24 protein-coding genes are annotated in these 24,851 nt (G+C 68.6%); 11 read left to right on the top strand and 13 right to left on the bottom strand.

Going from position 1 to position 24,851, the window contains the following annotated elements; genetic code table 11:
* Nucleotides 1–3: 3 nt before the first annotated feature.
* The 7 genes from DIZ26_RS35890 to DIZ26_RS35870 all read left to right on the top strand — a co-directional run bounded on the left by DIZ26_RS35890 (nucleotide 4) and on the right by DIZ26_RS35870 (nucleotide 6,684).
* Nucleotides 4–711 carry a GntR family transcriptional regulator gene (locus DIZ26_RS35890; protein ID WP_112249099.1) on the top strand — a complete coding sequence of 236 codons (708 nt, stop codon included), beginning with the start codon at nucleotides 4–6 and terminating at the stop codon, nucleotides 709–711.
* Nucleotides 708–1,778 carry an ADP-ribosylglycohydrolase family protein gene (locus DIZ26_RS35885; protein WP_112249028.1) on the top strand — a complete coding sequence of 357 codons (1,071 nt, stop codon included), beginning with the start codon at nucleotides 708–710 and terminating at the stop codon, nucleotides 1,776–1,778. The genes DIZ26_RS35890 and DIZ26_RS35885 overlap by 4 nt, the downstream gene beginning before the upstream one ends.
* Nucleotides 1,775–2,704, top strand: a complete 930-nt coding sequence (locus DIZ26_RS35880) for a PfkB family carbohydrate kinase (RefSeq protein WP_112249027.1) — start codon at nucleotides 1,775–1,777, stop codon at nucleotides 2,702–2,704. Before DIZ26_RS35885 ends, DIZ26_RS35880 begins: the two co-directional genes overlap by 4 nt.
* Before the next feature lie 44 nt (nucleotides 2,705–2,748).
* Nucleotides 2,749–2,976 carry a hypothetical protein gene (locus DIZ26_RS35875; RefSeq protein WP_112249026.1) on the top strand — a complete coding sequence of 76 codons (228 nt, stop codon included), beginning with the start codon at nucleotides 2,749–2,751 and terminating at the stop codon, nucleotides 2,974–2,976.
* A gap of 313 nt (nucleotides 2,977–3,289) precedes the next feature.
* Complete coding sequence (locus DIZ26_RS38680) at nucleotides 3,290–3,421, top strand: hypothetical protein (RefSeq protein WP_269815419.1); 132 nt, start codon at nucleotides 3,290–3,292, stop codon at nucleotides 3,419–3,421.
* A 12-nt stretch (nucleotides 3,422–3,433) separates the two neighbouring features.
* On the top strand, nucleotides 3,434–3,595 hold the full coding sequence (locus tag DIZ26_RS37700; RefSeq protein ID WP_157979929.1) for a hypothetical protein: 162 nt from the start codon (nucleotides 3,434–3,436) through the stop codon (nucleotides 3,593–3,595).
* 170 nt (nucleotides 3,596–3,765) lie between these two features.
* A complete protein-coding gene (locus tag DIZ26_RS35870) occupies nucleotides 3,766–6,684 on the top strand; it encodes a helix-turn-helix transcriptional regulator (RefSeq protein ID WP_112249025.1) in 2,919 nt (972 codons plus the stop codon).
* A 164-nt stretch (nucleotides 6,685–6,848) separates the two neighbouring features.
* Here the strand turns inward: DIZ26_RS35870 and DIZ26_RS35865 are convergent, their stop codons facing one another.
* From DIZ26_RS35865 to DIZ26_RS35855, 3 genes are all read right to left on the bottom strand, one after another.
* Complete coding sequence (locus tag DIZ26_RS35865) at nucleotides 6,849–7,127, bottom strand: hypothetical protein (protein ID WP_112249024.1); 279 nt, start codon at nucleotides 7,125–7,127, stop codon at nucleotides 6,849–6,851.
* 192 nt (nucleotides 7,128–7,319) lie between these two features.
* Nucleotides 7,320–7,676 carry an NADH-quinone oxidoreductase subunit A gene (locus DIZ26_RS35860; protein ID WP_232828903.1) on the bottom strand — a complete coding sequence of 119 codons (357 nt, stop codon included), beginning with the start codon at nucleotides 7,674–7,676 and terminating at the stop codon, nucleotides 7,320–7,322.
* A gap of 55 nt (nucleotides 7,677–7,731) precedes the next feature.
* Nucleotides 7,732–8,547: a hypothetical protein gene (locus tag DIZ26_RS35855; RefSeq protein WP_112249022.1), complete on the bottom strand. Its 816-nt coding sequence runs from the start codon at nucleotides 8,545–8,547 to the stop codon at nucleotides 7,732–7,734.
* Nucleotides 8,548–8,881: 334 nt separating this feature from the next.
* Here DIZ26_RS35855 and DIZ26_RS35850 point away from each other — a divergent pair, with 334 nt between their 5' ends.
* Nucleotides 8,882–10,927: a 2-oxoacid:acceptor oxidoreductase subunit alpha gene (locus DIZ26_RS35850; protein ID WP_232828902.1), complete on the top strand. Its 2,046-nt coding sequence runs from the start codon at nucleotides 8,882–8,884 to the stop codon at nucleotides 10,925–10,927.
* Nucleotides 10,924–11,991 (top strand): 2-oxoacid:ferredoxin oxidoreductase subunit beta, encoded by a 1,068-nt coding sequence (locus DIZ26_RS35845; RefSeq protein WP_112249021.1) that lies wholly within the window; start codon nucleotides 10,924–10,926, stop codon nucleotides 11,989–11,991. Before DIZ26_RS35850 ends, DIZ26_RS35845 begins: the two co-directional genes overlap by 4 nt.
* Nucleotides 11,992–12,086: 95 nt before the next feature.
* Here DIZ26_RS35845 and DIZ26_RS35840 read toward each other — a convergent pair whose 3' ends face one another.
* The 7 genes from DIZ26_RS35840 to DIZ26_RS35810 all read right to left on the bottom strand — a co-directional run bounded on the left by DIZ26_RS35840 (nucleotide 12,087) and on the right by DIZ26_RS35810 (nucleotide 18,249).
* Nucleotides 12,087–12,710, bottom strand: coding sequence for a PIN domain-containing protein (locus tag DIZ26_RS35840; RefSeq protein ID WP_112249020.1), 624 nt, complete (start codon nucleotides 12,708–12,710; stop codon nucleotides 12,087–12,089).
* Nucleotides 12,707–13,621: an ImmA/IrrE family metallo-endopeptidase gene (locus tag DIZ26_RS35835; RefSeq protein ID WP_112249019.1), complete on the bottom strand. Its 915-nt coding sequence runs from the start codon at nucleotides 13,619–13,621 to the stop codon at nucleotides 12,707–12,709. Before DIZ26_RS35835 ends, DIZ26_RS35840 begins: the two co-directional genes overlap by 4 nt.
* Entirely contained in the window at nucleotides 13,618–13,959 is a 342-nt protein-coding gene (locus tag DIZ26_RS35830; protein ID WP_198676472.1) for a helix-turn-helix domain-containing protein, read from the bottom strand. The genes DIZ26_RS35835 and DIZ26_RS35830 overlap by 4 nt, the downstream gene beginning before the upstream one ends.
* Nucleotides 13,960–14,047: 88 nt before the next feature.
* A complete protein-coding gene (locus DIZ26_RS35825; RefSeq protein ID WP_112249018.1) occupies nucleotides 14,048–15,295 on the bottom strand; it encodes a DUF445 domain-containing protein in 1,248 nt (415 codons plus the stop codon).
* Nucleotides 15,296–15,419: 124 nt separating this feature from the next.
* Nucleotides 15,420–16,025: a response regulator transcription factor gene (locus DIZ26_RS35820; protein ID WP_112249017.1), complete on the bottom strand. Its 606-nt coding sequence runs from the start codon at nucleotides 16,023–16,025 to the stop codon at nucleotides 15,420–15,422.
* The gene (locus DIZ26_RS35815) at nucleotides 16,022–17,182 is read right to left on the bottom strand and encodes a sensor histidine kinase (RefSeq protein ID WP_112249016.1); all 1,161 of its coding nucleotides are present in this window, start codon (nucleotides 17,180–17,182) and stop codon (nucleotides 16,022–16,024) included. The genes DIZ26_RS35820 and DIZ26_RS35815 overlap by 4 nt, the downstream gene beginning before the upstream one ends.
* Nucleotides 17,179–18,249 carry a sensor histidine kinase gene (locus DIZ26_RS35810; RefSeq protein WP_157979928.1) on the bottom strand — a complete coding sequence of 357 codons (1,071 nt, stop codon included), beginning with the start codon at nucleotides 18,247–18,249 and terminating at the stop codon, nucleotides 17,179–17,181. The genes DIZ26_RS35815 and DIZ26_RS35810 overlap by 4 nt, the downstream gene beginning before the upstream one ends.
* Nucleotides 18,250–18,428: 179 nt before the next feature.
* On the opposite strand from DIZ26_RS35810, the gene DIZ26_RS35805 reads away from it, so the two are divergent.
* Entirely contained in the window at nucleotides 18,429–18,626 is a 198-nt protein-coding gene (locus DIZ26_RS35805) for a hypothetical protein (protein ID WP_198676471.1), read from the top strand.
* A complete protein-coding gene (locus DIZ26_RS35800) occupies nucleotides 18,623–19,792 on the top strand; it encodes an RNA polymerase sigma factor (RefSeq protein WP_112249014.1) in 1,170 nt (389 codons plus the stop codon). Before DIZ26_RS35805 ends, DIZ26_RS35800 begins: the two co-directional genes overlap by 4 nt.
* Here the strand turns inward: DIZ26_RS35800 and DIZ26_RS35795 are convergent.
* The 3 genes from DIZ26_RS35795 to DIZ26_RS35785 all read right to left on the bottom strand — a co-directional run bounded on the left by DIZ26_RS35795 (nucleotide 19,678) and on the right by DIZ26_RS35785 (nucleotide 24,814).
* Complete coding sequence (locus DIZ26_RS35795) at nucleotides 19,678–20,892, bottom strand: MFS transporter (RefSeq protein ID WP_232828901.1); 1,215 nt, start codon at nucleotides 20,890–20,892, stop codon at nucleotides 19,678–19,680. The two genes, DIZ26_RS35800 and DIZ26_RS35795, sit on opposite strands and share 115 nt — an antisense overlap.
* A complete protein-coding gene (locus DIZ26_RS35790) occupies nucleotides 20,870–21,895 on the bottom strand; it encodes a hypothetical protein (protein WP_112249012.1) in 1,026 nt (341 codons plus the stop codon). Before DIZ26_RS35790 ends, DIZ26_RS35795 begins: the two co-directional genes overlap by 23 nt.
* A 78-nt stretch (nucleotides 21,896–21,973) precedes the next feature.
* Complete coding sequence (locus tag DIZ26_RS35785) at nucleotides 21,974–24,814, bottom strand: AfsR/SARP family transcriptional regulator (RefSeq protein ID WP_198676470.1); 2,841 nt, start codon at nucleotides 24,812–24,814, stop codon at nucleotides 21,974–21,976.
* Nucleotides 24,815–24,851 lie beyond the last annotated feature (37 nt).

Genomic DNA, 24,851 nt, shown 5'->3' with positions numbered 1-24,851 from the left:
GGCGTGAACCTCAAACACGAGCGGATCGCATCGATCCTGGCCCGGGAGATCCGGTCGGGCCGGGTCGGGCACGGCGATCAACTGCCCGGCGAGGTCGAGCTGGCGAAAAGGTTCGCCGTCAGCCGGAACACGGTCCGCTCGGCGCTCGCAGTACTGAACGAAGACGGCCTGATCACCACCCGGACCGGCAAGGGATCGTTCGTCCTCTTCGACGGCCGCCCGCTCGACGACCGGCTCGGCTGGACCCACGCCCTGGCAGCCCAAGGAGTCGAGACCCACGTCCGCGTACTACGGCTCGCGCTCGTGCAGGACCCGGTGCTGACCGAGCGGGTGGGCCTGGAATCGCCCGACCTGATCGTGATCGAGCGGCTCCGGGTGATCATCGGCGGCGAACCGATCTCGATCGAGCGCAGCCGCATCCCCGCGATCGGCGAGCTCCGCGACCTGCCGTCGCGGGGACTGCTGAACGACTCGATCATCGCGACCCTCGGCCACGCCGGTCTCCACCTCGACCACGGCCGGCAACGCCTCCGTGGCCGTCCACTGGACGAGGAAGAGGCCGCGTTGCTGCAGCGACCGCCCGGCACGTGGTTCCTGCACACCCGCCGCACGAGCTGGACCGCCGACGACCGCTTCGCCGAGCAGGTCGACAGCCTGCTCGACCCCCAGCACTTCGAACTCAGCCACACCTACACCGGAACCACCCAGTGACCCCTTCCCGTACGGCGCGTGCCGCCGGCGCCCTTTACGGCCTGGCGATCGGCGACGCCCTCGGCATGCCGACCCAATCGTTGCCCCGGGCCCTCATCGTCGACCGGTACGGCGAACTGCTCGACGGTTTCCATCCGGCCCCCGACGACCAGCCGCTGGCCGCCGGGATGCCGGCCGGCGCGATCACCGACGACACCGAACAAGCAATGCTCCTCGGCGAACTCGTGGTCTCGTCGCACGGCAAGATCGACGGCCACGAACTGGCGCGCAAACTCCTCGCCTGGGAAGACTCGATGCGCGCTCGCGGCTCGCTGGACCTCCTCGGCCCGTCCACGAAGCGAGCGATCGACGAACTGCTGGCCGGGACAGACATCACCGAAACCGGCCGCTTCGGCACCACCAACGGCGCCGCGATGCGCATCACGCCCGTCGGTATCGCGACCTCACTTCACTTCAACGGTCTCCTGCTCGACCGCGTGGTCGCAGCCAGCGCGGCGACCCACAACACCGGCCTCGCCCTCTCAGCGGCCGCAGCCGTCGCAACCGCCGTCAGCGCCGGCATCGACGGCGCCACCGTGATTGAAGCGATCCCCCTCGCGATCCAGGCGGCTTCGGCCGCAGCCGGACACGGCCACTGGACAGCCGGCGCAGACGTCGCCACCCGCATTGCCTGGGCCACCTCCCTCATCACATCGGCAGATCGTGCGGACCCGACGCTCACCGGCACTCCCCTGATCGACACGGCGCCTGGTACTACCCCTCCTCGGCCGGGCGCCGTGTCCGCACTGGTGTACGACCTCATCGGCACCAGCCTCGCCAGCCAGGAGTCCGTACCGGCAGCGTTCGCCGTCCTCGCCGCCTACCCGGACGATCCGTGGCTGGTCTGCCGGCTGGCCGCATCGGTCGGCGGTGACACCGACACCATCGCCGCGATCGCCGGAGCGATCGCCGGCGCCTGCCACGGCCTCGACGCCTTCCCGGCCGACGCCCGGCGAACCGTTGCCCAGGTCAACAACCTGTACCTGGACGACCTGGCCGCCCGGCTCCTCGAAGTACGCGACGCATGAGACTGGTCCACCTCGGCAACGTCGTCGTCGACCTGGTCCTCACCGTCGGCGACCTTCCGGTCCGCGGCGGTGACGTGATCGCGACCAGTACGACGGCTTCGCCCGGTGGCGGCTTCAACGTCATGGCCGCCGCATCCCGCCTGGGCCTGACCACCCTGTACGGCGGCCCGCTCGGCACCGGACCTTTCGGCGATCGAGCCCGGGCAGCCCTGCTCGCGGAAGGCATCGACTGGTTGCTGCCGGCAAGAAGGGACCTCGACACCGGCTTCGTGGTCACCCTGGTCGATTCCTCCGGCGAACGAACCTTCGTCACCAGCCCCGGCGCCGAGGCCACGTTGCGCAGTACCGATCTGCTGCAGCCCGGACTCGACGACCTGGTGTATCTCTCCGGCTACAGCCTGCTCCACGACGCCAACCGGGACGCCTTGATTCCTTGGCTGGCGACGATCCCGGCCGGCGTACACGTCTTCTTCGATCCCGGTCCGTTGGTTGCCGACATCCCCTCAACCGCGCTCGAACCCGTTCTCGCCCGAGCGGATTGGCTCAGTTGCAACCGGGCCGAAGCGCAGGCGATGACCGGCTTGAACGACTCCACTGACGCTGCGAAGGAGCTGATGGCGAGAGGTGGGAGCCGCTCCGAAGCCGGCGGTTCGGGCGGGGTGTTGGTGCGGGTTGGAGCCGAGGGTTGCCTACTCGGAGTACAGGGTGAGGTTGTGAGCGTGGCCGGGTTCGCTGTGGCTGCGGTGGATCTGAACGGGGCGGGGGATGCTCATTCGGGGGCGTTTCTGGCGGGGATTGCCGAAGGCAAGGAACCGGCGGGGGCCGCCCGGTGGGCCAACGCGGCGGCGGCTCTTGCGGTCACGCGGCGGGGACCGGCTACAGGGCCTTCGCGAGCGGAGCTGGAGGGGTTCCTAAGGGTGCACTAGGGAGGGCGTGACGGGCCTAGGGAGCTGGATAGGGAGTTGTGCGGATGTGCCCGCACTCCTCAGGCGAGCAGAGTCGTCGCATCGACAAGCTCCCGGAGGACACCATGATGTTGTTCTACTCGTCGCAGTACCTCGACGCGGAGATCGCCTACCGGCAGGAGCGGCTGAGGCGGGACTTCCGGCGCCCGCTCTGGTTCCAGAAGAAGCCCGCCCCGAAGGCCACTCCGCAGCCGGTCTGCCGGCCGGCGGTCCAGGCCCGGCACGCGATGTGAGCGCGCGTCCACCACCCGTCCCGATCCACCCCCAGCGCGGCCGAGGTTCCCACCGGAACCCGGCCGCGCTGCCGTTTCCCGGCCCCAGCACGCTGCCGCGTCCCGCCCCCACCACGCCGCGCGTTCCGGGCCCCGCCGGGGTGGTGGCGTACGGCGTACCGGAGGGGTCCTAGGGGGTGAAACCAGTTGACGAGCAGTACCTAGTGAGTGGCTAGGGGCGGGGATAGGGAGGAAGTCCGATGTGCGGGTGCTCCTCAGGCGAGCAGATTAGGGGCATCGGCAAGGAGCCGAGAACAACCAGGAGGCAAAAGAAATGTTCACCACCGACAGCGTCAAGGCCGAGGTCACCTACCGCCGCGAGCGTCTCGCCCGCGACTACGGCCGGACGGCTCGCCGTACCGGAGCCCGCCGGCACCTCGTCCACCTGTTCACCAAGAACGTCTGAGGGGAGGCAACCATGTTCATCACCACGCAATCGATCCAGGCGGAGACCGCCTACCGACACGAGCGGACCAAGCGCGAGTTCCGGGCCACCGCCCGGAGCGAGAGCCAGGAGCGGGCCCCGAAGCCCGAACCCCGGCACGCACGCCGGGCCCTGCGACCCACGCACGCCGCATGAACGCCGTGACCACCGTCCCCGACCAGTTAGTTCAGGTCGGGGACGGTGTTCTTTTACCAGCCACCGGCCGGGAAAAGGGTGCCGGAACGGGTGTCCGGACAGTCGTTGGTGCGGCCGCGGACGCCGCGCGGACGGGATGCCGTCGAATTGTGTCGGCTCCAGGGGCGAAGATGGACGTCGTGCCCTGGAACTCGACACCTCTCGTCGGCCGCTCGACCGAGATGGCCGCCCTGCTCAGCGCCGTCGACGACGCCAAAACGCGTCGCGCCGGCGCCGTTCTGCTGTCCGGCGACGCCGGCGTCGGCAAGACCCGCCTGCTGGACGAGGTCGCCACCGGCGCCCACGAACGCGGGTTCGGTGTCCTGGTCGGGCACTGCACCGACTTCGGCGACGCCGGCCTGCCCTATCTGGCTTTCACCGAGATCTTCGGCCGGCTGGCCGGCGAGCGACCCGACGTGGTCGACAGCGTGCTGAACAACTTCCCCGCGATCGGCCGGCTGCTGCCCACGCACCGGCTGATCGGTGCCCCGGCCGTTCCCCAGGAAGGCCAGTTGGACCGTGCCGCGCTTTTCGACGCGGTGCTCGGAGCCTTCACCGCGTTGTCGACCAGCGAGCCGCTGCTGGTGATCATCGAGGACGCGCACTGGGCCGACGACTCGACCCGGGACCTGATCGGTTTCCTGCTCACCCGGCTCACCTCGCAGCGACTGGCGCTGGTGATCTCCTACCGCAGCGACGACCTGCACCGGCGACACCCGCTCCGCCGCCCGATCGCCGAGTGGTCCCGCATCCCCCGGGTACGCCGGGTCAACGTGGCTCCACTGGACGCCGACGAGTCGCTGACGCTCCTCAACGAGCTGACCACCGAGCCGCTCTCCGAGGTCGAGGTACGGCGAATCCTCGAGCGCGCCGGCGGGAACGCCTTCTTCACCGAGGAACTGGTCGCCGCCGCGTCGATGGGCGACGCCGACGCCGTACCGCCGGATCTTGCCGATCTCCTGCTGGTTCGGCTCGACCCGCTGTCGGACGACGCCCGCCAGGTCGCCCGCGTGATCGCGGTCGCCGGGCGCCGGGTTCCGCACACCCTGCTGACCTCGGTGGCCGGACTCCCCGACCGCGAGCTCGACGCCGCGCTCCGCGAGCTCATCGACGCGCACATCATCGAGCACCCGGGCAACGCGAGCTACTACTTCCGCCACGCGCTGCTGGCCGAGGCTGTGTACGACGACCTGCTGCCCGGCGAGCGGGTGCGCCAACACGCGGCGTACGCGAAAGCACTGAAAGACCAAACAGTCGCCGGTACTGCGGCGGAGCTGGCCGGGCACGCCACGCGATCCCACGATCTGGCGACCGCATTCGAAGCGCGGGTGCGGGCCGGGCAGGAGGCGATCTCGGTCGCGGCCCCGCAGGAAGCGCTGAAGCACTACGAGATGGCGCTCGAGCTCTATCCCAACGCGGCCGGGGACGCCAGCATCGACAAGACCTGGCTGATCGTCGAGACCGCAAGGGCGGCCGCGTTGTCGGCTCAGCAACCGCGGGCGTTGAAGCTGCTCCGCAAGGCCCTGGCTGAGCTGCCGGCCGACGCGCCGCGCCTGCAGCGGGCTCAGCTGCTGATACCGCTGGCCGAGATCGCCCTCTACATCGACAACGACCAGGAAGCCCACGAGGCTGTCTCACAGGCGTTGCGGCTGACCTCCGACGAGCCGGCCAGCGTGTTCAAGGCCCAGGTCGTCTCGCTCTATGCGAATGTCTGTTACCAGCTCGGCCGGCCGATGGAGGCGGAGCGCTGGGCGTTGGAGGCGGTCCAGATCGCCCGCGAGATCGGCCAGGAGGCCGCGGCCGGTGACGCCGGGATCACCCTGGCCCTGCTCCGCCGCCAGGCCGGCGACCCGCTCATCGCGGTGAAGCAGTTGGAAGAAGCAGCCGTACGGGCTCAGCTGGCCGGCGACTCGGCGGCCGAAGTACGCAGCCGGTTCCTACTCGGCTCGACGCAGTACGAGCAGGGCGACCTGATCAACGCACGGGCCTCCATGGAGAATGCCTGGCAGCGGGCGGGTGAGCTCGGGCGTCAGTGGGCGGCATACGGGTTCGACGCTCGCCGGATGCTCGCGTTGACCCAATTCATCCTGGGCGACTGGGACGGCGCTGCCGAGACGGCACGGGTCGACACGATGACGCCGGTCGCGGCCGAGGCATCACTGCGAGGGGTGGCCCTGGCGGTGCGCGGCGGTCGCGGCGACACCGCCGTCGCCGAAGACTTGGAGCGGCTGCGCAAATGGTGGTCGCTGGACGTGATGCTGCCGATCATCGGGCTGCAACCCGCGGTGGATGCTTACCGCGCGTTGGATCAGGTCGCCGAGGCAGAGAAGTTGATCGCTGACGTGTCGACGTTGTGCGCCGAGGTGTTCCAGACCGAGTGGTTCATGGCGAAGATCCGGTTCTCGGCACTCGGCCTGCAGTTGCTCAGCCATCGGGTGGTGAGTGAGCCGACCGCCGCCGCCGAGCTGGTCGCGCGAGGCGCGGAGTTGCTCGCCGACGGGCAGGCGACGGCGGAAAAGGGATTGCCGCCTGGTCGCGTGCTCGGCGTCGAGGGAATCGCCTGGCTGGCCAGGCTGGAGGCGGAGTGGGAGCGGCTGCGCTGGCTGGCGGGGATCGATCCGCCATCGGCCGAGGAGCATGTCGCGACCTGGCAGCGGACGGTCGACGCCTTCGGGTACGGGTACGTCTTCGAGCAGGCACGCTCGCGGGCGCATCTGTCCGCGGCGCTGCGTGCGGCTGGGCGGATCACCGAGGCGCACGAGCAGGCGCAGCTCGCGGCCGAGGTGGCGCGAACGCTGGGCGCCAAGCCGCTGCTCGACGAGCTCGGCGGAGCAGAGACAGGGGAAGGACCTGCGGCGCTGACCGCTCGGGAGACCGAGGTGCTGGCTCTGCTGGCGGAAGGCCGGACGAATCGGCAGTTGGCCCGCGAGCTCTACATCAGCGAGAAGACGGTCAGCGTGCACGTCTCCAACATCCTCGCCAAACTAGGCGTCCGCTCCCGCACCGAAGCCGCCGCCGTAGCCCGCCGCGACGGCCTCCTCGGCACCTGACAACCACGCTCCCGCAGAGCCGAACGCCTCGCGGCTTCCCGGACAAGTGCGATCTTTCGCGTCCGCCAGGTTTCGGTGCCCGCGGCGGTGTTCGGTGCCCGCGCCGGTGTTCGGTGCTCGCGGCGGTGTTCGGTGCTCGCGGCGGTGTGCGCTGCGAGCGGGGGTCAGTGGTGGCGGCGGGAGTGGACGGCGATGTGGGGCAGGTGACCGACGACGCGGCGCGGGGCCGGCGTACGGGCGAGGCGCCGACGGGCCACCTCGTCAACCGGCGGAACGGCCTGTCGCACCGGATCGGCCTGTGCCACCGGATCAGTCTGTCCGACCGGATCGGTCTGCCGGACGATGCGGTCGAAGACTTCTTGAGCGTGCCGAAGCTTCCACGCGAACAACCCGATCGCGCCTGTGACGGCCAGCCCAACCAATACCCAGAGTTGCCAAGACATGCCTCACCACCCCGTATTCGCCCCGTGTCCCCGAGTAGTCACCATAACCTTGTTCTGACGAATTGGCGATGCCTCAATTGCAATCCGTGACATAACAAGGCATCTGATCGATATTGTTGTCAGAAGCAATCACTCAGGGTGAGCGAGCAACGATAGTTCCCTGCGCGGGCAGGTGACTCACAGTCACCGCCGTCAGGTCCAGGTGAGGACACCCTTGCGGTAGGCGTAGAGCAGGCCGACGGTGACGAAGGCGAGGAAGACGAACATCTCGATCAGCGACGAGATGCCGAGGGCCGCGTAGACGCCCGCCCACGGAAAGAGGTAGATCGCGTCGACGGCGAAGATGACGTACAGGTAGGCGTAGAGGTAGTAGCGGATGTGGACCTGCGCCCAGCCTTCGCCGACCGGGTCCACCCCCGACTCGTACGTTTTGAGCTTCTCCGACGTCGGATAGGTGACGGTGAGGGCACGGTTCAGCGCGAACGCACCGATCAGCCCGCCGAGCCCCAGGACGAGGATCGCCGCGACAACTCCGTAGGCCTCTGACACCTGGCCCACTTTAGTTCGTACGGCGTCCTTTGGTTCGTACGGCGTCCGTCGGTTCTCAGTTGGTGCAGAGCAGCATCGAGTCGGTGGCGACCTGCGGGCCGTAGCCGGAACGCACATCGGCGATCTGCAGGCGCAGCCGGGTGACACCGGTGATCTTCCGGTTCAGCCAGCCTTCGGTCTCCTGCGCTTGATCGAGAGTGCCCAGCACTGTGCTGCCGTTCAGCAGCAACGCGCGGATCGTGCCGTCGGTGATGTTGCCGAGCCAGTTCTTCACCCACGTGCAGCCCGCGCTGTTGATGTCGCCCCAGACCACGCCGCCCTTGTCGGCAAGCAGTTCCGCCTCGGCCCGGCGCGGCGCCTCGGACGGCGACACGACGTTGTACTGCGGGTGCCCTTTGCCGCCGGTGGCGAGCAGCGGCTTCTTGTAGATGCCCCGCCAGACGTAGTGGTAGAAGCCGGCCGGCGCGGAGGCAGCAGCGGCGTACGGCGCCTGGGGGCCGATCGCCAGCCGGTAGGTGCGGATCGAGCCGGGCTGGTTCGCGGAGATCGTCACCTGCGTGCCGGACGAGCTCGCGTGGCCGATCTCCTGCCAGCCCGCGGTCGACGACCAGCGCTGGAGGGCGATCCGCGAACCGGCGGCCGGTGCCGGCGTGAGCGTGCCCGCAACGGTCAGCGTGCCTTTGGTGTAGTCGGTCGTCCGGAGGCTGGTGATCTTCACGGTCCGGACCGGAGCGGTGGCCTGGGTCGCCACCTGACTGCGCTGGAGCGAGAGCGAACTCTCGGCCGGTAGCGGGGTCGCGCCGCAGGCGGTCAGCGGTGCGGTCAGCAGGGCCGCCGTGATCAGGCCGGCGACGATCGGGCGAAGGCCCATGGCGAAACTCCCTCGAGCCCGGGTGGATCCCGGGGTAGGTCACGAATTCATGACGACACCCTGCCCGCATTGACTGCAGAAGGCAAGCGAGCGACTGCTCGCAGTGACCTCAGGCCGGCCAGGCCGAAGCACGTAGTACGCGCTGGCGGCGGGACCGCGAAGGGCGCATCAAACCACTGCCGGGCCGGTGGGTATCGGTTGATCCCAGGCTGTGGACTGCACCGGCTTTCGCATGGTTCCGTACTAAGGGCGAACTAATATGGGGGTATCGCCCTTACCCGGGGGGATCGGCTGTCTCCACGAGAGCTCCGGCCGGCCCAAGCTCGACTTGGAGATGAACAGAACAGTGACCATCGAGGTCAGGCAGCTCGACCGCGTGGTGATCCGGTTCGCCGGTGACTCCGGTGACGGGATGCAGCTCACGGGGGACCGATTCACAGCGGAGACGGCGTCGTTCGGCAATGACCTGTCGACGTTGCCGAACTTCCCAGCCGAGATCCGGGCACCAGCCGGGACTCTGCCGGGAGTGTCGTCGTTCCAGTTGCACTTCGCCGACCACGACATCCTCACGCCGGGTGATGCACCCGATGTGCTGATCGCGATGAACCCCGCCGCGCTCAAGGCGAACCTGCGCGACGTACCGCGCGGATCCACCCTGATCATCGACACGGCGGACTTCACGGCGCGCAACCTGAAGCGGATCGGGTACGACGAGAACCCGCTGGAGACGGGCGAGCTCGACGCGTACCACGTCGTACCGCTGAATCTCACCGGGATGACGGTGGAGTCGGTCAAGGAGTTCGGGCTGACCCGCAAGGACGCGTCCCGGGCCAAGAACATGTACGCGCTCGGCCTGGTGTCCTGGTTGTTCCAGCGGCCGGTCGAGTCGACGATCTCCTTCCTCGAGACGAAGTTCGCCGGCAAGCCCGACATCCGGGACGCGAACATCGCCGCCTTCCGGGCCGGCTACAACTTCGGCGAGACGGCCGAGGAGTTCTCGGTCCGCTACGAGGTGAAGCCCGCGCGGATGGCGACCGGTCAGTACCGCAACATCTCCGGCAACCTCGCGCTGGCGTACGGCCTGGTGGCGGGCGCTCAGCGAGCCGGTATGCCGCTGGTGCTCGGCGCGTACCCGATCACCCCGGCATCCGACGTACTGCACGAGCTGTCGAAGCTGAAGAGGTTCGACGTGACGACGATCCAGGCCGAGGACGAGATCGCCGGTGTCGGCGCCGCCCTGGGCGCTTCGTTCGGCGGCGCCCTCGGTGTCACCACGTCGTCCGGTCCGGGGATCAGCCTGAAGTCCGAGACGATCGGTCTCGGCGTGATGCTCGAACTGCCGCTGGTCGTCTGCGACATCCAGCGGGCCGGCCCGTCGACCGGTATGCCGACCAAGACCGAGCAGGCCGACCTGCTGCAGGTGATGTTCGGCCGCAACGGCGAGGCCCCGCTGCCGGTGGTCGCGGCCCAGTCCCCCGCGGACTGCTTCGCGATCGCGGTCGAGGCCACCCGGATCGCGGTCACCTACCGCACCCCGGTGATCGTGCTGTCCGACGGGTACCTGGCGAACGGCTCCGAACCCTGGCAGATCCCGGTGATCGAGGACCTGCCGACGATCGATCCCAACTTCACGACGGCACCCAACGCGACCAACGACAAGGGCGAGCCGGTCTACCTTCCCTACCTGCGCGATCCGGAGACCCTGGCCCGCGCCTGGGCCGTTCCCGGTACGGCGGGGCTCGATCACCGCATCGGTGGTCTGGAGAAGGAGGACAAGACCGGCAACATCTCCTACGACCCGGCGAACCACGATCTGATGGTCCGCACCCGGCAGGCCAAGGTCGACGGCATCACCGTCCCGCCGCTGGAGGTGGACGACCCCGACGGTACGGCGAAGGTGCTGGTGCTCGGCTGGGGTTCGACGTACGGGCCGATCGGTGCTGCCTGCCGCCGTGTTCGCAAGGTGGGCGGGAAGATCGCGCAGGCACACCTGCGGCACCTGAACCCGTTCCCGCCGAACCTGGGCGACATCCTGCGCTCCTACGACAAGGTGCTCGTGCCGGAGATGAACCTCGGGCAGCTCGCGATGCTGTTGCGGGCGAAGTACCTGGTCGATGTCGTGTCCTACGCGCAGGTGCGGGGTATGCCGCTCGGCGCGGCCGAGCTCGCCGAGGTGATCGGCAACCTGGTCGAGGAGACCGAGGGGATCGACGACGACGCCCGGCACCTGGGCGCCGACGCGGCCGCTGTCACCCACGGCGAGGCCCTGCACGACCCGATCGCGCACAACGGCCACACCTCGAACGGCCAGTCTTCGAACGGCCAGTCTTCGAACGGCCACACCTCGACCGGCCACCTGAACCCGGAGGGAGCACGATGACCTCGATCGATCTGGGTCTGCCCGGTCTGCGGGGCGTCCCCACCGCCGACGAGCCGCAGAACCGCAAGGAGTACGTGTCGGACCAGGAGGTCCGGTGGTGCCCGGGATGCGGCGACTACGCAGTACTGGCTGCTTTTCAAGGGTTTCTGCCCGAGCTGGGGATCAAGCGCGAGAACGTCGCGATGGTCTCCGGGATCGGCTGCTCCTCACGGTTCCCGTACTACCTGTCGACGTACGGCATGCACTCGATCCACGGCCGCGCGCCGGCGATCGCGACCGGGCTCGCGGTGGCGCGGCCGGACCTGAGCGTCTGGGTCGTCACCGGTGACGGCGACGCGCTGTCGATCGGCGGCAACCACCTGATCCACACGCTGCGCCGCAACGTGAACCTGAAGATCCTGCTGTTCAACAACCGGATCTACGGGTTGACCAAGGGGCAGTACTCGCCGACCTCGGAGCCGGGCAAGGTGACGAAGTCGACGCCGATGGGCTCGGTGGACAACCCGTTCAACCCGGTCTCGCTGGCGCTCGGCGCGGAGGCGACCTTCGTGGCGCGCACCATCGACTCGGACCGCAAACACCTGACCGACGTACTACGCCAGGCCGCGGCCCACCGCGGTACGGCGATCGTCGAGATCTACCAGAACTGCCCGATCTTCAACGACAACGCCTTCGACGCCTTCAAGAACCCCGAGACCCGCGACGACGCGATCATCCCGCTCGTGCACGGCGAACCCATCCGCTTCGGCACCGACGGCCGCCTCGGCGTCGTCCGCGACGGCTTCGCCTCCCTCGCGGTCCGCGAAGTCGCCTCGCTGCCCGGCGGCGAGGCCGACCTGGTCATCCACGACGCCCACGCCGACGACCCGGCGTACGCCTTCGCCCTCTCCCGCCTCACCGACGCCGGCGTCCTGCACCAAGCCCCCATCGGCGTCTTCCGCTCCGTAGACCGCCCCGCCTACGACGACCTGGTCCGCCAACAAGTCACCACCTCCAAAGAAACCCAAGGCCCCGGCGACCTCCAATCCCTCCTAACCGGCACCGACACCTGGACCGTCAACTAACCCCACGCACGTCCTTCGTCGCCGCCCCCACCCACCCTGAGCCGCCGCTCCCCGTCGCGGCTCAATGGTGTGGTGGCGTCAGGCTGACCGTGGCGTCAGGATGAAGCCCAGATGCGTTTGGACAGCAGATCCGTCTGTTTGATATCGACCAGCCCGTCGTCGCATCGGCGCAGCCGATCGTAGATCTGGCGCATGGTCCTTTGATCCGGCAGGTACCTCCGCCCGGCGGCGCGCTCCAGCACAGCGTGTGTGTTCATCAGGCTCAAAGATCCGACTGGTCGGCCGAGCCTCTGCAAGCGAAGAAGGCGGGCACTCTCGAGGGCGGCAAGCTCCGCGCCGCGGCCATCGTCGATCAGCACCACGACATCGGTCCCGCCCTCCGCCCGGACCGCAGCGTGACCGAGCACCATGATCTCTCCGAGATCCTTGGCCCTGGTCACCCGTTCTGCCATCGGAACCTTGGAGATCCGCTGGACGGCAGCCGCCAGCTCCGGCGTCGCATCGTCCGACAGAACCTCGAGCCAAGCAGTGCGTTCCAGCTTCGCCCAGACGTCTGCGGCGACCCGGAATCGGGGATCTTGCCTCGCCTTGCCCTTGATCTCACCGGCAACGGTTTCCGGTACGGCGATCTTGCCGATGGCGTCGATGAGAAGGCGTTCGGCGTTGATCGAGAAGAAGTTCAGAGCTGGTCCGGCGTCGACGATGACGGGGTCAGTCATCCCTGAGGTGCTTTCCGATCCCGCCCTGAGACCCAGGGATCCGCGGGTACCCCGTCCAGCGCGTCGAGGTCACTGAAGTCTGTGTCCGGGCGACGCATGTCCGCAGTACCGGCCAGCGCGCCGATCGGTTCGATCGGGTCGGGGACGATTCCGGCCAGTTCGAATTCTGCCTGCACCTGTTCGACGGGCAGGTCGCGAAGCCGTGCAACCGCCGCGAGCGAGACCACGTTCGCCACATAGCCCTGGATTGCCCTGGACAGTAGGCGCTGCGGCGCTCGCCGGGTCTCTGACTCCTGTTGCCAGCCGTGGTAGAGGTCGGACCATCCGAAGCGCGATGCCAGCGTCGGAGTCGACAGCGTCATCCAGTCCTTCTTCTGGGTCGCGCCGATCCAGCCGCCGTTGTACAGCTGGATCGCCACCAAGCTCGGCGATGCCTTGAATCGCTGCACGATCATGGACAACTCCGGCAACGAAATCTGTTTCGTACCGCGCTTGCTGTCGCCGATGGCCTTGTTCGACGTGCGTTCGGCCAGCACCGCCTCGATGCCTGGGATGGGGACGAGCAGGTGCCGTGCGAACGCGTCCGCACGAATCTCTTCGGGCTTCCGGTCGGACCAACCACCGGCTTTCGCAGCAGCGAAGTCTGCGAAGAGCACATGCCCCAACTCGTGGGCCAGCGTGCTCCGCTGGCGTACCGGATTGCACGTCGTGGCGACCGCCACCATCACCACGTCGCGGATCGGGTCACGCACGGTCATGCCGTGCTCGTCCGGTTCCGCAGCGAGAACCGCGACGTCGATGTCCTGGGTCAGCTCGATCAGGCTGACCAGATCGGGCAACGGGACGTGCCCGAGTCTGTGCTCCTTACGGAACGCTTCTGCTCGGGACCGTCCCTGGTCCTCTGCGTTCATATCTGCGGTGAGATCCCTTGGTCCTCAAGATAGGCGTCCAGTTCCATGTAGTGGCTCAGTTCGCCGTACATGGTCTTCATGCTCGAGTTGTCGGTCGCACGAGCGACGCACTCGAGTCGTTGCTGCACTCCCGAGAGACCGGTCAACTCGGCGATCGTGCAGCCGAGCACCTCTGCGAGAATGACGATCTCGTTCATCTTGGCGGGTCGAACACCCTGCTCGATCCGCGAAAGCGTCGCCTGGGCGATCCCGGATCGAGACGCGAGCTGACGCTGCGACAGTCTGGCTGCCTCGCGCGCTTCAGTTATCCGGTGAGACTGCATGTCCTCGTGGATCATCTGAATCACTCCCCCTCATGGTGATTCAGTTTATCGTTCTGCGGCGATCACTGCAATCGGGACGCACTGAAGGTCACGAAGCCATTACTCAGAGCAGTTGGGTGAGGGTGTGGATCAGGAGGCCTACTAGGGCGCCTACTACGGTGCCGTTGATTCGGATGAATTGGAGGTCTCGGCCTACGTGGAGTTCGATTCGGTCGGCGGCTTCTCGGCCGTCCCAGCGTTCGATGGTGTCGGAGATGACCGAGACGATCTCGGTGCCGTAGGTGCGGATGATGTAGGTGACGGCCTCGGAGGCGCGGGCGTCGACGCGGGTGCGGAGGGTGTCGTCGGTCTGGAGGCGGTGGCCGAGGTCCTTGATGAGTTGGGCGCCGCGTTTGCGGAGTGGGCCGTCGGGGTCGGCGATCGCGTCGATCAACGCGGTACGGGCCGCGTCCCAGACGGCGGTCAGACTGGTGCCCATGTCGGGGTGGGTGAGCATCCGGCGCTTGAACGCCTCGAAGCGTTCCATCATCTCGGGATCGTGCTGGAGGTCGTCGGCAAGTTGGTCGAGGAGCCGGTCGACGGCCTTGCGGGCGGGATGGTGCGGGTCGTCCCGTACGCCGGCCAGCCAGCCGAGTGCCTCGCGATGGATCCGGTCGATCACCAGCGCGTCCACCCAGCGTGGCGACCAGCGAGGTGCGCGCGGCCCGACGACGTCGGCAAGCGTGTCGCGGTTCTCCAGCAACCAGTCGTACGCCTCGACCATCAAGAGCTCGAACAGGGCGTGGTGAGCGCCGTCGTCGACAACCGACTTGAGGAAGTGGCCGGCGATCGGGCTCAGCGGCTCGTTCGCGAAGCGTGGCAGCAGTGAACCCTCGACGAACGCCGTGACGTCGGCATCGCCGAGCTTCGGCAGGGCGGCGCCGATCGTGCGGGCGCCTTCCTCGACGATCCGTTCGGCATGGTTGCCCGCGGCAAGCCATTCGCCGACCCGGCGGCCGACTTCGGCGGTGCGCATCTTCTCGGCGACGACGGCCTCGGACAGGAAGTTCTCGGTGACGAACTGCTCGAGGCTCTCCGCCAGGCTGTCCTTGCGGGTCGGCACGATCGCGGTGTGCGGGATCGGCAGCCCGAGCGGGTGCCGGAACAGCGCGGTGACGGCGAACCAGTCGGCCAGCGCACCGACCATCGCCGCCTCGGCCGCCGAGTTCACGTAGCCCCACGCGCCGTCGTGATGCAGGGTGAAGACGTAGATGACGGCGGCGAGCACCAGCAACGACAGTGCCACCAACCGCATCTGCCGCAGTCCACGCCGCCGCACCACATCGGCCCCGCTCAACACCATGGTCGCCATATCCTGATTCAACCAACTCACCAAAGGCTCGGCCTCCGGAGCACCCCTGAAATCGGAGCCGGAGGCAGGCAGGCCGGGTGAAGGAAGGCGAGGGCGGAGATCGGTCGGGTCGGGAGGGGCAGGGCTAGAGCCAGCCGGCGTTGCGCGCGATCCTGATCGCGTCGAGCCGGTTGTGCGCACCCACCTTGGTGATGGCGTTGGACAGGTAGTTGCGCACCGTCGCGGACGACAGCGACAACCGGCTCGCGATCTGATCTGTCGGCAGCCCCGACTCGGCGGCTCGCAGTACGTCGGCCTCTCGGGCGGTGAGCGGGCTGGTGCCGGTTTCGAGGGCGGCCGCGATCAGATCCGGGTCGATGACCCGCTCCCCCGCGTGAACCCGTCGTACGCCGTCGGCCAGCGTCTCGGCCGGCGCGTCCTTCACGATGAACCCGCGAACGTGGGCCTGCAGTGCCCGCAGCAGTACGCCCGGCTGGCTCAACCCGGTGAGTACCAAGATCCTTGCTGACGGCAACTTCTCGTGCAGTTCACCGGCCGCGGTCAGTCCGTCGACGCCCGGCAGGTCGATGTCCAGCACCGCCACATCGGGCCGCGTCCGCAACGCCGCGGCGACGATCTCGTCGCCGCGATCCAGCTCCGCCACGACCTCCATGTCCTCCTCCAAGGACAGCAGGGCCACCAGCGCGCCGCGGATCATGTGCATGTCCTCGGCGATGAGGACCCTGATCATCTGACCTCCAGGCTGACGGACAACCGGAACGTGTTCCCGGCCGTCTGCGTATGCGCTCGTCCACCCAGCGCCGCCGCCCGCTCGTGCAGCCCGGCGATCCCGCTGCCGTCCACACTCACCGCCGACCGTACGCCGTCATTCGTCATCTCGAGCCGGACCTGCCCGTCGACGAGGGTCAGCTTGATCACGCAGTACGACGCGTCGCTGTGCCGCAGCAGGTTCGTGGTGCCTTCTCGCACAGCCCAGGCCAGCACGCGTTCGGCCGGCTCCGGCAACTCGTAGCCGCCGTCGTCGATCCGCGCATCCACCCCGGCAGCGGCAAGCAACGCGGCAGCCGCCGTGATCTCGTCCCGCAGCGTCACCTGATGCTCGTCGCGGGTGATAGCCCGTACGTCGCGCAGCGCGGTGCGGGCCACCTCGGTCAGGCCGGCGATCTCGGTCTGCGCGCCGGCCGCATCGATCGGTAACAACCGGATCGCCAGATCACCCTTCAGCGAGATCGCCGACAAGCTCTGTCCGAGCAGATCGTGCAGGTCCCGCGACACCCGGACCCGTTCCCGGTCGACCGCCAGCTGAGCCAGCTCGGACTGCGTCTCGTACAGCTCGTTCACCAGCACGACCAGCCTGACCACGCCGTACAGGGCGAATATGAAGACGAGCTGGATGCCGACCCAGTAGATCCCGAGGACCACCCGGCTGTTGTTGGTGCCGGTCGCACCGCCTCGCGCAGTCCCGAGGAGGTCGAGGGCCACGATGGCGTTCCACCCGGTGTTGATGACGAAGGGAACCGCGAAACCGACCGAGAACCGCCAGTGCCCCGGGAGCAGAAGCATCGCCGACGAAGCCAGCAGGATGCCGGTGGAGCTCCAGTCGATCCCGATCCAGTTCAGCGGCAGATAGGCCAGCAGAGCGAGACCGGCGAGCGACCAAGGCCATCCGCTGGGCCGGGAGCCCCGAGCAGCAGCCCGGACATGGCGCAGATGCAGGACGGCAACTGCGGTCAGTGCCGGTACTGCGAACGCGATCTGCTGGATGCTGTGATGGGCCATCCCGCCGGTGGTCACCAGAACCAGCGGCAGGACGATGATGGTCAGGTGCAGGCCGAGCATCGCCCAAGGGGCTCGCCGCGCGATCCACTGCAGTGCGTCCGGTGTCATGCCAGACCCGCCTCGGTCGAGCCGTCGACGGCCGACAGCAGCCGGAGGCCGGACCCCGAGCGGACCACCGTGAGCCGGCAGCTTCGAACAGATCCGTCGTGCAGCAGGCGATCGACCGTGGCGCGAAGGGCCTTGGCGAACTCGCCATCGGCCGACTCGGTCACTTCGCCGCCGGGCAGTACGAGGTGGGTGGTGATGCCGGCAGCGTTGAGCAGGGCGACCGCCGTGTCCAGCTCGGCACCCAGCGAGCCGCGCTGATACGCCCGAATCATCCGCCGGGTTTCGGCCAGGGTCCGACGCGAGCCGTCGACCAATGCGCCGAGTACCTGCGCCGCAGCCGTCGACTCCGCGTCGACCAGCCGGCCGGCGACGACACCACGGGCTTCGATGGCGCGAAGAGCTGTGCCGACGGTCTCGGCCAGTTCGGCATCGATCCGGAGGCGCTCCCGCAGTACGGCCTGAGTGGCCAGATCCGCACGGGCTGCCAGCAGCTGGCGCAGAGCCGCGGAGAACCAGGCCAGCACCAAGCAGGCTCCGGACCGGTCGAGGATGACCACGGTGATCCAGAGCGGATTCGTGCCCGGGTAGAACACCTGGGTGACGATCAGGATCCCGATCACCAGCCCGCCTCCGGCCGCCACCGACCAGGACCGCGGGAGCACGATGGCCAGCGAGACCAGCACCTGCACGCCCATCAAGGGCCAGGCGATACCGGCCAGCGGCAGGCCTGCCAGGTAGGCCACGAGCACCACGGCGAGGGTCCAACCTCCCGCCCGCGGACGCTCCGCGTGGGCGAGGGCCCAGAGATGCTGCAGATGCGGCGCCATCAGACAGAGGCTGAGCGCGACGTCGATCAGAATCCGGGTCGGACTCCCGGTGAGGTTCGACAGCTGGACGACAGCGATCAGGGTCGAGGCGAGCAGCGGGGCGAGGGCGATGAACCGGACCAGCCGGTCCGGGTACGCCACTCGGCCCTCTGCCCGGTACGGAGTCACAGCTCCATACGTTATGCCGCCGGCAGGCCGTACTGCGTTCCTCGGCCGGCGGAGCTCCAGCACGATCGCCATCTGCCCTCCTCCCGTGCCAGCCTGCCCGACCTGGCTCGCACAGCGACAGATGCGCGAATCCACACCGACCGATGACATCTGTCATCTCCAACTGTCCACATCGTCATCTGCCGGTCGGGCCGTCCCCGGAGCGAGTCTGGTGGCCGACGCCGGGATCCGCTGACCGTGAGGAGAAGGTGATGGCCAAGTACCTGAAGCTCAAGCACTACCGGGGTGGCCCGGCCCGCGCCGTCGCCCTTCCTCCGATGGACCGGTGGACGCTGGACGAGATCGACGCGCAGGTGCAGTTCACGCGCGACCTGCGGTACGGCGGCCGGCGGCGGCCACCGATGACCGACGGGCCGTTCGTCGAGACCAAGGATCTGATCGCCAGGTGAACGAGACGTCGCTGCGGGACTTCGTACCCACGGTGATCGGAGTCCTGGTCCGCCGCGGGGTCGGCTTCGCGGCGGCCGAGGACGCCGTCCAGGACGCCTTGGCCGAGGCCGTGGGCGTGTGGCGGGACGGGCCGCCCCACAACCCCATGGGCTGGTTGATCACCGTTGCCTGGCGCAGGTTCCTGGACGCCGAACGGTCCGACACCGCCCGGCGGCGGCGCGAGCTGCGGGTCGGCGGCGAGCCCCGGCCCGGACCGGCCGAGACTGCGGACGACACGCTTCAGCTGTACTTCCTGTGCGCGCACCCCGCCTTGACCCCGGCATCGTCGGTCGCGCTGACGCTGCGCGCGGTCGGCGGACTGACCACACGTCAGATCGCGCGGGCTTATCTCGTCCCCGAAGCGACCATGTCCCAGCGGATCCTCCGGGCCAAGCGGACCCTGTCCGGTGTCCGATTCGACCAGCCCGGTGACGTCGCAACGGTGCTGCGCGTGCTCTACCTGGTGTTCAACGAGGGCTACTCCGGCGACGTCGACCTCGCGGCCGAGGCGATCCGACTCACCCGCCAACTGGCGGCCAAGGTCGACCATGAGGAGGTTGCCGGTCTCCTGGCGCTCATGCTGCTCCACCATGCTCGACGCCCTGCACGCATCCGCGCCGACGGCAGCCTCGTGCCGCTCGCCGAACAGGACCGCAGCCGATGGGATACCCGCCTGATCGCGGCGGGCGTCGACGTACTCCAGACGGCTCTCGCCCGCGACCGGCTGGGCGAGTTCCAGGCCCAGGCCGCCATCGCCGCGCTGCACGCCGACGCACCCACCGCCGATGAGACCGACTGGGTACAGATCGTCGAGTGGTACGACGAACTGCTGCGGCTCACCGACAATCCGGTAGCCCGCCTCAACCGCGCTGTCGCAGTCGGCGAGGCCGAAGGCCCACGGGCGGGCCTGGCCGCGCTGGCCGAGCTCGACCCCACCCTGCCGCGCCATACCGCCGCAGCCGCGTACCTCCACGCCCGGAACGGGCTGCGCAAACCTGATCAGCTACGGCGTCACGGCGCGACCACAGGTGACTCAGCCGTCCGCCGGTCCATCTGGCCCGACACCAGTGCGAGCACAAGACCAGCGACGGCCAGCACCGCGCCGACCCGGCTCGGCCATTCGTAGCCGTAGCCGGCGGCCAGTACGACGCTGCCGAGCCAGGCGCCGAGAGCGTTCGCGACGTTCAGCGTCGAGTGGTTCAGCGACGCCGCCAGCGACTGGCCTTCGTGCGCGACGTCCATCAACCGGGTCTGCAGCGCCGGAATCAAAATGCTCGCGCTGAAGCCCATCGCGAACACCCCGACCAAGGCGCCGGCCTTGGACTGCGCGAGCCACCCGAAGGTCCCGAGAACGACGGTGACGGCGACCAACCCGCCGTACAGGCTGGGCATCAGCGCTCGGTCGGCGAGTCGGCCGCCGACCAGGGTGCCGCCGGTCATGCCGACGCCGTACACGGCCAGCACGATCGTCACCGCGGCCTCGCTGAAGCCGGCCAGGTCCGTCATCGTCGGTGTGATGAACGAGTACGTCGCGAACATGCCGCCGAAGCCGACCATGCCGACCAGCAGGGCCATCCAGACCTGCGGTTTGGCCAAGGCGCTCAGCTCACTGCGGACGTTGACGTCGTTGCCGACCGGTTGCGGCGTGACCCAGAACCAGACCGCGACCAACGTGAGCAGACCGAGTACGCCGACGGCGAGGAACGGGATCTGCCAGCCGACCCGTTGACCGAGCAGCGTGGTCAGCGGGACACCGATGATGTTCGCCACCGGCAGGCCGACCATGATCATCGAGACCGCCCAGGCCCGCCGGTTGGCCGGCACCATGGACGCGCCGACGACGGCCCCGATCCCGAAGAACGCACCGTGTGGCAGGCCGGTCAGGAACCGGGCAGCCATCAGCATTTCGTAGCTGCCGGCAACGGCCGAGAGAACGTTGCCTAGGACAAATACCGCCATCAGGCCGAGCAGCAGGCGTTTGCGGCCGGTCCGTGCGCCCAGGGCGGCGATCAGCGGCGCACCGACGACGACCCCGATCGCGTACGCCGAGATGACGTGTCCGGCGGTCGGGATGGAGATGTGCACCCCGTCGGCGATCTGCGGCAGCAGGCCCATCGTGACGAACTCGGTGGTCCCGATCGCGAAACCACCGATCGCCAGGGCCAGCAGGGCCGGTCCGACATGCCGCGCAGCCAGCCGGCTGTCAGGAGTCACTGAACTCGTCACGCCTGATTGTCTCATCCACGGCCGGAGTACCAGCCGTCGTACCGGCCGCGGGTGTGACCACTGCCACCCGGCGCCAGGCGAACCAGAGCAGGATCAGGGCCAGCGCTGCGAACACCGCGTTCCCGATCAGGTCGACCGTCTTCGAGGCGTCGAACACCGGCGACTCGGGAAACGCGTGCCAGGCATAGGTGAGCAGCGCTCCGCTCGCCAGGGCGAGCACATGCTGCCGGGTCCACGCTTCACGCCGCGACCAGGACAAGACGATGAGACTCGCAACCACCCAGCCGACGACATAGATCGCCGCGGTCGGCCAGCCCGGCAGGTCCAGATCACTGACCAGCATGAACGCCGACGTGACGGCCAAGGAGCTCAGCCCGACGAGCCACACCGCGGGCACCCCTCCGGGCCCGCGGCGCGACACATTGGATCCGAGCCTCGCGGCCAGGCCGATCAGCGCGAAGAACACCAGCGCGGCACCGGCGAACTGCGCAGGCGACGCCACGAACGAGTCGTTCTTCAACTGGATCGCCGTTGTCGCGACCACGCCGAGGACGAACAGCACGCTCATGACGGTGAGGCCGGCCTTGCCGAGCCAGGGCTCGCGCGGCCGCTTGGAGACGGCTTCCACCAGCACGATCGGAACCGTGATGCTCCACACCGTGTGCAAGGTCAGCACCATCAGCGTCCAGGGCGCACCCATGCCGAGGAAGCCGATGTGGCCTGGGTCGAGCAGTCGCAGATCCGCGTAGTTCGGATTGAACAGCGACTGCGTGGTCACCCCCTCCTCCAGTACGCCGTACGCGAGCGCGAGCACCAGGATGCTCGGGTAGCCCCAACCCCGCCGCCGGACGAACTCGCGGATCAGCACCGCGCCACCGCCGTACAAGCCGGCCAGGCCGACCAGTGCGAACAGGGCGGTGATCGGCAGGTTCCCGAGCAGGTACTCCGCCACCAACGGCGCCAGGAAGAACAACCCCACTGCCGGCCAGAAGCGCCGCTTCATCTGAGACTCCTTCACTCTCGTGGACTGCCTCCACCTTCGGCGAAGGGCCGTCAGCGCGCGGATGCCGTGCGTCCTGATTCAGGCCTGACGGATGTCATGTCCGCGGTCGGCGAGCAGGCGGTCGACCACCGCCAGGAACCGCGGGAAGCCGTGCAGCTCCGCCAGCCGTCGTGCCTCGACCAGATCGTCGACGGCTGAGCCGGGCCGGGCGCCGGCCGCTGAGCCGGACGCGACCGCCGACGCGGCGCCTGCCGCAGTACTCCGTACGACGCCGCGGGCGATCAACGCCTCGGCCTTACCCCACGGATTGTCGCCGGCGAGTTCGAGCGCCTCCTCCGCCATCGCGAGCGCCTCGTCGAGCTCCCCCGTCGCCGCGAGCGAGTGCGCCAGTTCGGCCCGCACGCCGACGGCGGTCTGCCGGTTCGCCACCGGCAGCGCCTGCCGCAGATCGTCTTGCGCCGCTTGGTGATCGCCCAACAGGTGAAGGGCTGTGCCGCGGTTCGCCCGGGCCGACAACATCTGCCGCTCGTTGGCTACCGCGATCTCCAGACAGGCGGTTGCCGCGTCGACCGCGGCAGACAGATCGCCGGCGAGACAGTGCGCGTAGGAGAGGTTGATCAGAATCGTTGCCGACAGCACCTGGTTCGTCGTCGCCTGCTGGGCCTCGGTCAACACGGCGACGGCCCGGTCCAGTTCGTCCCGGATCATGTGGGCGACGCCCAGGTTCGACAGCAGCGACGGCTCCGCGTCGGGAAGCCGCGATCGTCGATAACAGTCCAGCGCTTCGTACCACTGCTCCAGCGCCGTCTCCACCTCACCGACGGTGTGCGACAAGATCCCGAGGCTCTGCAGCAGCACCCCTTGGGCTGCGACATTCCCTGTCTGCCTTGCAGCGGTCAGCCCCGCCTCGGTGACAGCCCGCCACGGCCCGATCCGCAGGTCGTCGACGAAGTACTGCCGCAGTACGTCGGCCAGTTGCCAACTGTGCGCCGGAGAAACGCGAGCGACCGCAACCAGGTTCTCCAGTTCGCTGGTGATCCAGGCCTTGCCCTCGACTCCATCAGCGAACGGCTGGTGCTGCAGCGCGGGCCGCGGCAGCTGTACTCCGTGCCGCAGCCCGAACTGCACCGCTGCATCCGCAGTACTGAGGTACCAGTCGAACAACCCCTGTACTGCGTCAGCTGGTTCGTCCGCAGCCTGTTCCGCCGCATAGAGCCGCACCAGGTCGTGGAAGATATACCTCTCGAGCGATACCCGCTGAACGAGATTCGCCGTGACCAAGGCCTCCAGCGCATCCTCCGAATCATCCCCGGCCAGCGCAGTAGCTGCGGGCAGCGTGAAATCGGCTCCCGGCACCAGCCCGAGCAGCCGGAACAATCGCTGCTCGGCAGGACGCAACCCGGCGTACGAGAGATCGAAGGCGGCTCGTACTGCGTTGCGTGGGTCGCCGCTGATCGCCAGCTTGCTCAGCCGGTTCCCCTTGCGCAGCTCCGCGACGTACGCCGAGATCGGTGCGCCGCGACGGTTCGCCAGGTTCGCCGCCGCGATCCGCAACGCCAAGGGCAGCGATCCGCACAGCTCGATCAGCTCAGAGGCGGCAACGGGCTCGGCCCGCACCAGGTCGGGACCGAGGAACTGGACCAGCAGTCCACCGGCCTCGTCGGGCGGCAGGACCTCCAGCGGAATCAGGTAGGCGCCGTCGAGGGACAAGCCGTGCAGACTGGACCGACTGGTCACCAGGACCACGCTCTCGCCGGAGCCCGGCAGCAACGCCCGGACGTGATCGGCGTCGGCCGCGTCGTCGAGCACCAGCAGCACGCGCCGGTCCGCCAGTCGCGAACGCAACGCGGCCGACCGGGCGTCGAGCCCGTCGGGAATCGCTGGAGCCGGTACGCCGGACTGCCGCAGCAGCGCGCCCAGGACGTCCTCCGCGGTGGTGTCCCGCAACCGGACGAACCACTGACCATCCGGGAACGATTCGGCCAGCAGGTAAGCGATCCGTACCCCGAGGCTGGTCTTGCCGACGCCCGGCGCCCCGGTCACGACGAGCAGTCGCCGGCCATCGGCGACAGCGCCCATCGCCTCGTCGATGAGTACGCCGCGGCCGACGAAACCCGCGGTCTTCAGTGGCAACTGCGCGACCGTGCTCCAGCCATCCGCGGACCGGCCACGCTCGGCAGCACCGCTGCTGGACGGGTTGCGGTCGAGTTCACCGGTCAGCACCGCTTGCCTGATCCGGCGGAGTTCAGGACCAGGCTCGATCCCGAGCTCGTCGGCCAGCGCCGCCGCGAGGTCGTCGTACACAGCGAGCGCGTCTGCCTGCCGGTCGGACCGGTACAGTGCGGTCATCAGCTGGCCGTGGAAGCGCTCACGGACCGGGTGCTCTTGGGTGAGTGCGGTCAGCGGGGCAACCAGCGCGGCATGCTGCCCCAGCGCCAGCAGGGCGTCATGGTGCTGCTCGACGGCGGCGAGCCGCTCCTCGATCAGGCGCGGCACCTCGTGGCGACGCAGGGATTCCGAGTCCACATCGGCGAACGGCTCACCACGCCAGCAGCCGAGCGCCTGCGCCAACAGGTCGGCCGCAGCCTTCGGGTCGGTGGCTTCGCCTGCCGCGGCCACCAGGCTGCGGAAGGCCACGAGGTCAGCCGGTTCGACGGTGATCAGGTAGCCGTTCGTCCGCGTCCGCACCAGGTCGGCGCCGATGAAGTCGCGCAGTCGGCCGATGTAGTTCTGCACCGCCGGCTTCGGATTCGCCGGCAGGGACTCGCCCCACACGCCGTCGACGATCTCGGGCACCGAGACGACCCGGCCGGCCCGCGCCAGCAGCACCGCGAGCAATGTCCGCACCCGCACGGCCGGGATCACGACCTGCCGGCCTTCCTCGACGGCCTCGACCGGCCCCAGGACCCTGAACTCCACGATCCTCCTGTCGGCCTCTACCGCTCCAGTCTGCCCG

Origin of the sequence: Kribbella monticola, assembly GCF_003261635.1 — a bacterium.
GTDB lineage: Bacteria > Actinomycetota > Actinomycetes > Propionibacteriales > Kribbellaceae > Kribbella > Kribbella monticola.
Note: the sequence above shows the minus strand (reverse complement) of the source record. Positions and strands in the feature narration are given on the sequence as shown.

Coding starts and splice junctions, on each gene's coding strand:
- DIZ26_RS35880 (WP_112249027.1), top strand. CDS start 1,775: ATGAGACTGGTCCACCTCGGCAACGTCGTCGTCGACCTGGTCCTCACC.
- DIZ26_RS35875 (WP_112249026.1), top strand. CDS start 2,749: ATGTGCCCGCACTCCTCAGGCGAGCAGAGTCGTCGCATCGACAAGCTC.
- DIZ26_RS38680 (WP_269815419.1), top strand. CDS start 3,290: ATGTTCACCACCGACAGCGTCAAGGCCGAGGTCACCTACCGCCGCGAG.
- DIZ26_RS37700 (WP_157979929.1), top strand. CDS start 3,434: ATGTTCATCACCACGCAATCGATCCAGGCGGAGACCGCCTACCGACAC.
- DIZ26_RS35870 (WP_112249025.1), top strand. CDS start 3,766: ATGGACGTCGTGCCCTGGAACTCGACACCTCTCGTCGGCCGCTCGACC.
- DIZ26_RS35865 (WP_112249024.1), bottom strand. CDS start 7,127: ATGTCTTGGCAACTCTGGGTATTGGTTGGGCTGGCCGTCACAGGCGCG.
- DIZ26_RS35855 (WP_112249022.1), bottom strand. CDS start 8,547: ATGGGCCTTCGCCCGATCGTCGCCGGCCTGATCACGGCGGCCCTGCTG.
- DIZ26_RS35850 (WP_232828902.1), top strand. CDS start 8,882: ATGAACAGAACAGTGACCATCGAGGTCAGGCAGCTCGACCGCGTGGTG.
- DIZ26_RS35845 (WP_112249021.1), top strand. CDS start 10,924: ATGACCTCGATCGATCTGGGTCTGCCCGGTCTGCGGGGCGTCCCCACC.
- DIZ26_RS35840 (WP_112249020.1), bottom strand. CDS start 12,710: ATGACTGACCCCGTCATCGTCGACGCCGGACCAGCTCTGAACTTCTTC.
- DIZ26_RS35835 (WP_112249019.1), bottom strand. CDS start 13,621: ATGAACGCAGAGGACCAGGGACGGTCCCGAGCAGAAGCGTTCCGTAAG.
- DIZ26_RS35830 (WP_198676472.1), bottom strand. CDS start 13,959: ATGATCCACGAGGACATGCAGTCTCACCGGATAACTGAAGCGCGCGAG.
- DIZ26_RS35825 (WP_112249018.1), bottom strand. CDS start 15,295: ATGGCGACCATGGTGTTGAGCGGGGCCGATGTGGTGCGGCGGCGTGGA.
- DIZ26_RS35820 (WP_112249017.1), bottom strand. CDS start 16,025: ATGATCAGGGTCCTCATCGCCGAGGACATGCACATGATCCGCGGCGCG.
- DIZ26_RS35815 (WP_112249016.1), bottom strand. CDS start 17,182: ATGACACCGGACGCACTGCAGTGGATCGCGCGGCGAGCCCCTTGGGCG.
- DIZ26_RS35810 (WP_157979928.1), bottom strand. CDS start 18,249: ATGGCGATCGTGCTGGAGCTCCGCCGGCCGAGGAACGCAGTACGGCCT.
- DIZ26_RS35805 (WP_198676471.1), top strand. CDS start 18,429: ATGGCCAAGTACCTGAAGCTCAAGCACTACCGGGGTGGCCCGGCCCGC.
- DIZ26_RS35790 (WP_112249012.1), bottom strand. CDS start 21,895: ATGAAGCGGCGCTTCTGGCCGGCAGTGGGGTTGTTCTTCCTGGCGCCG.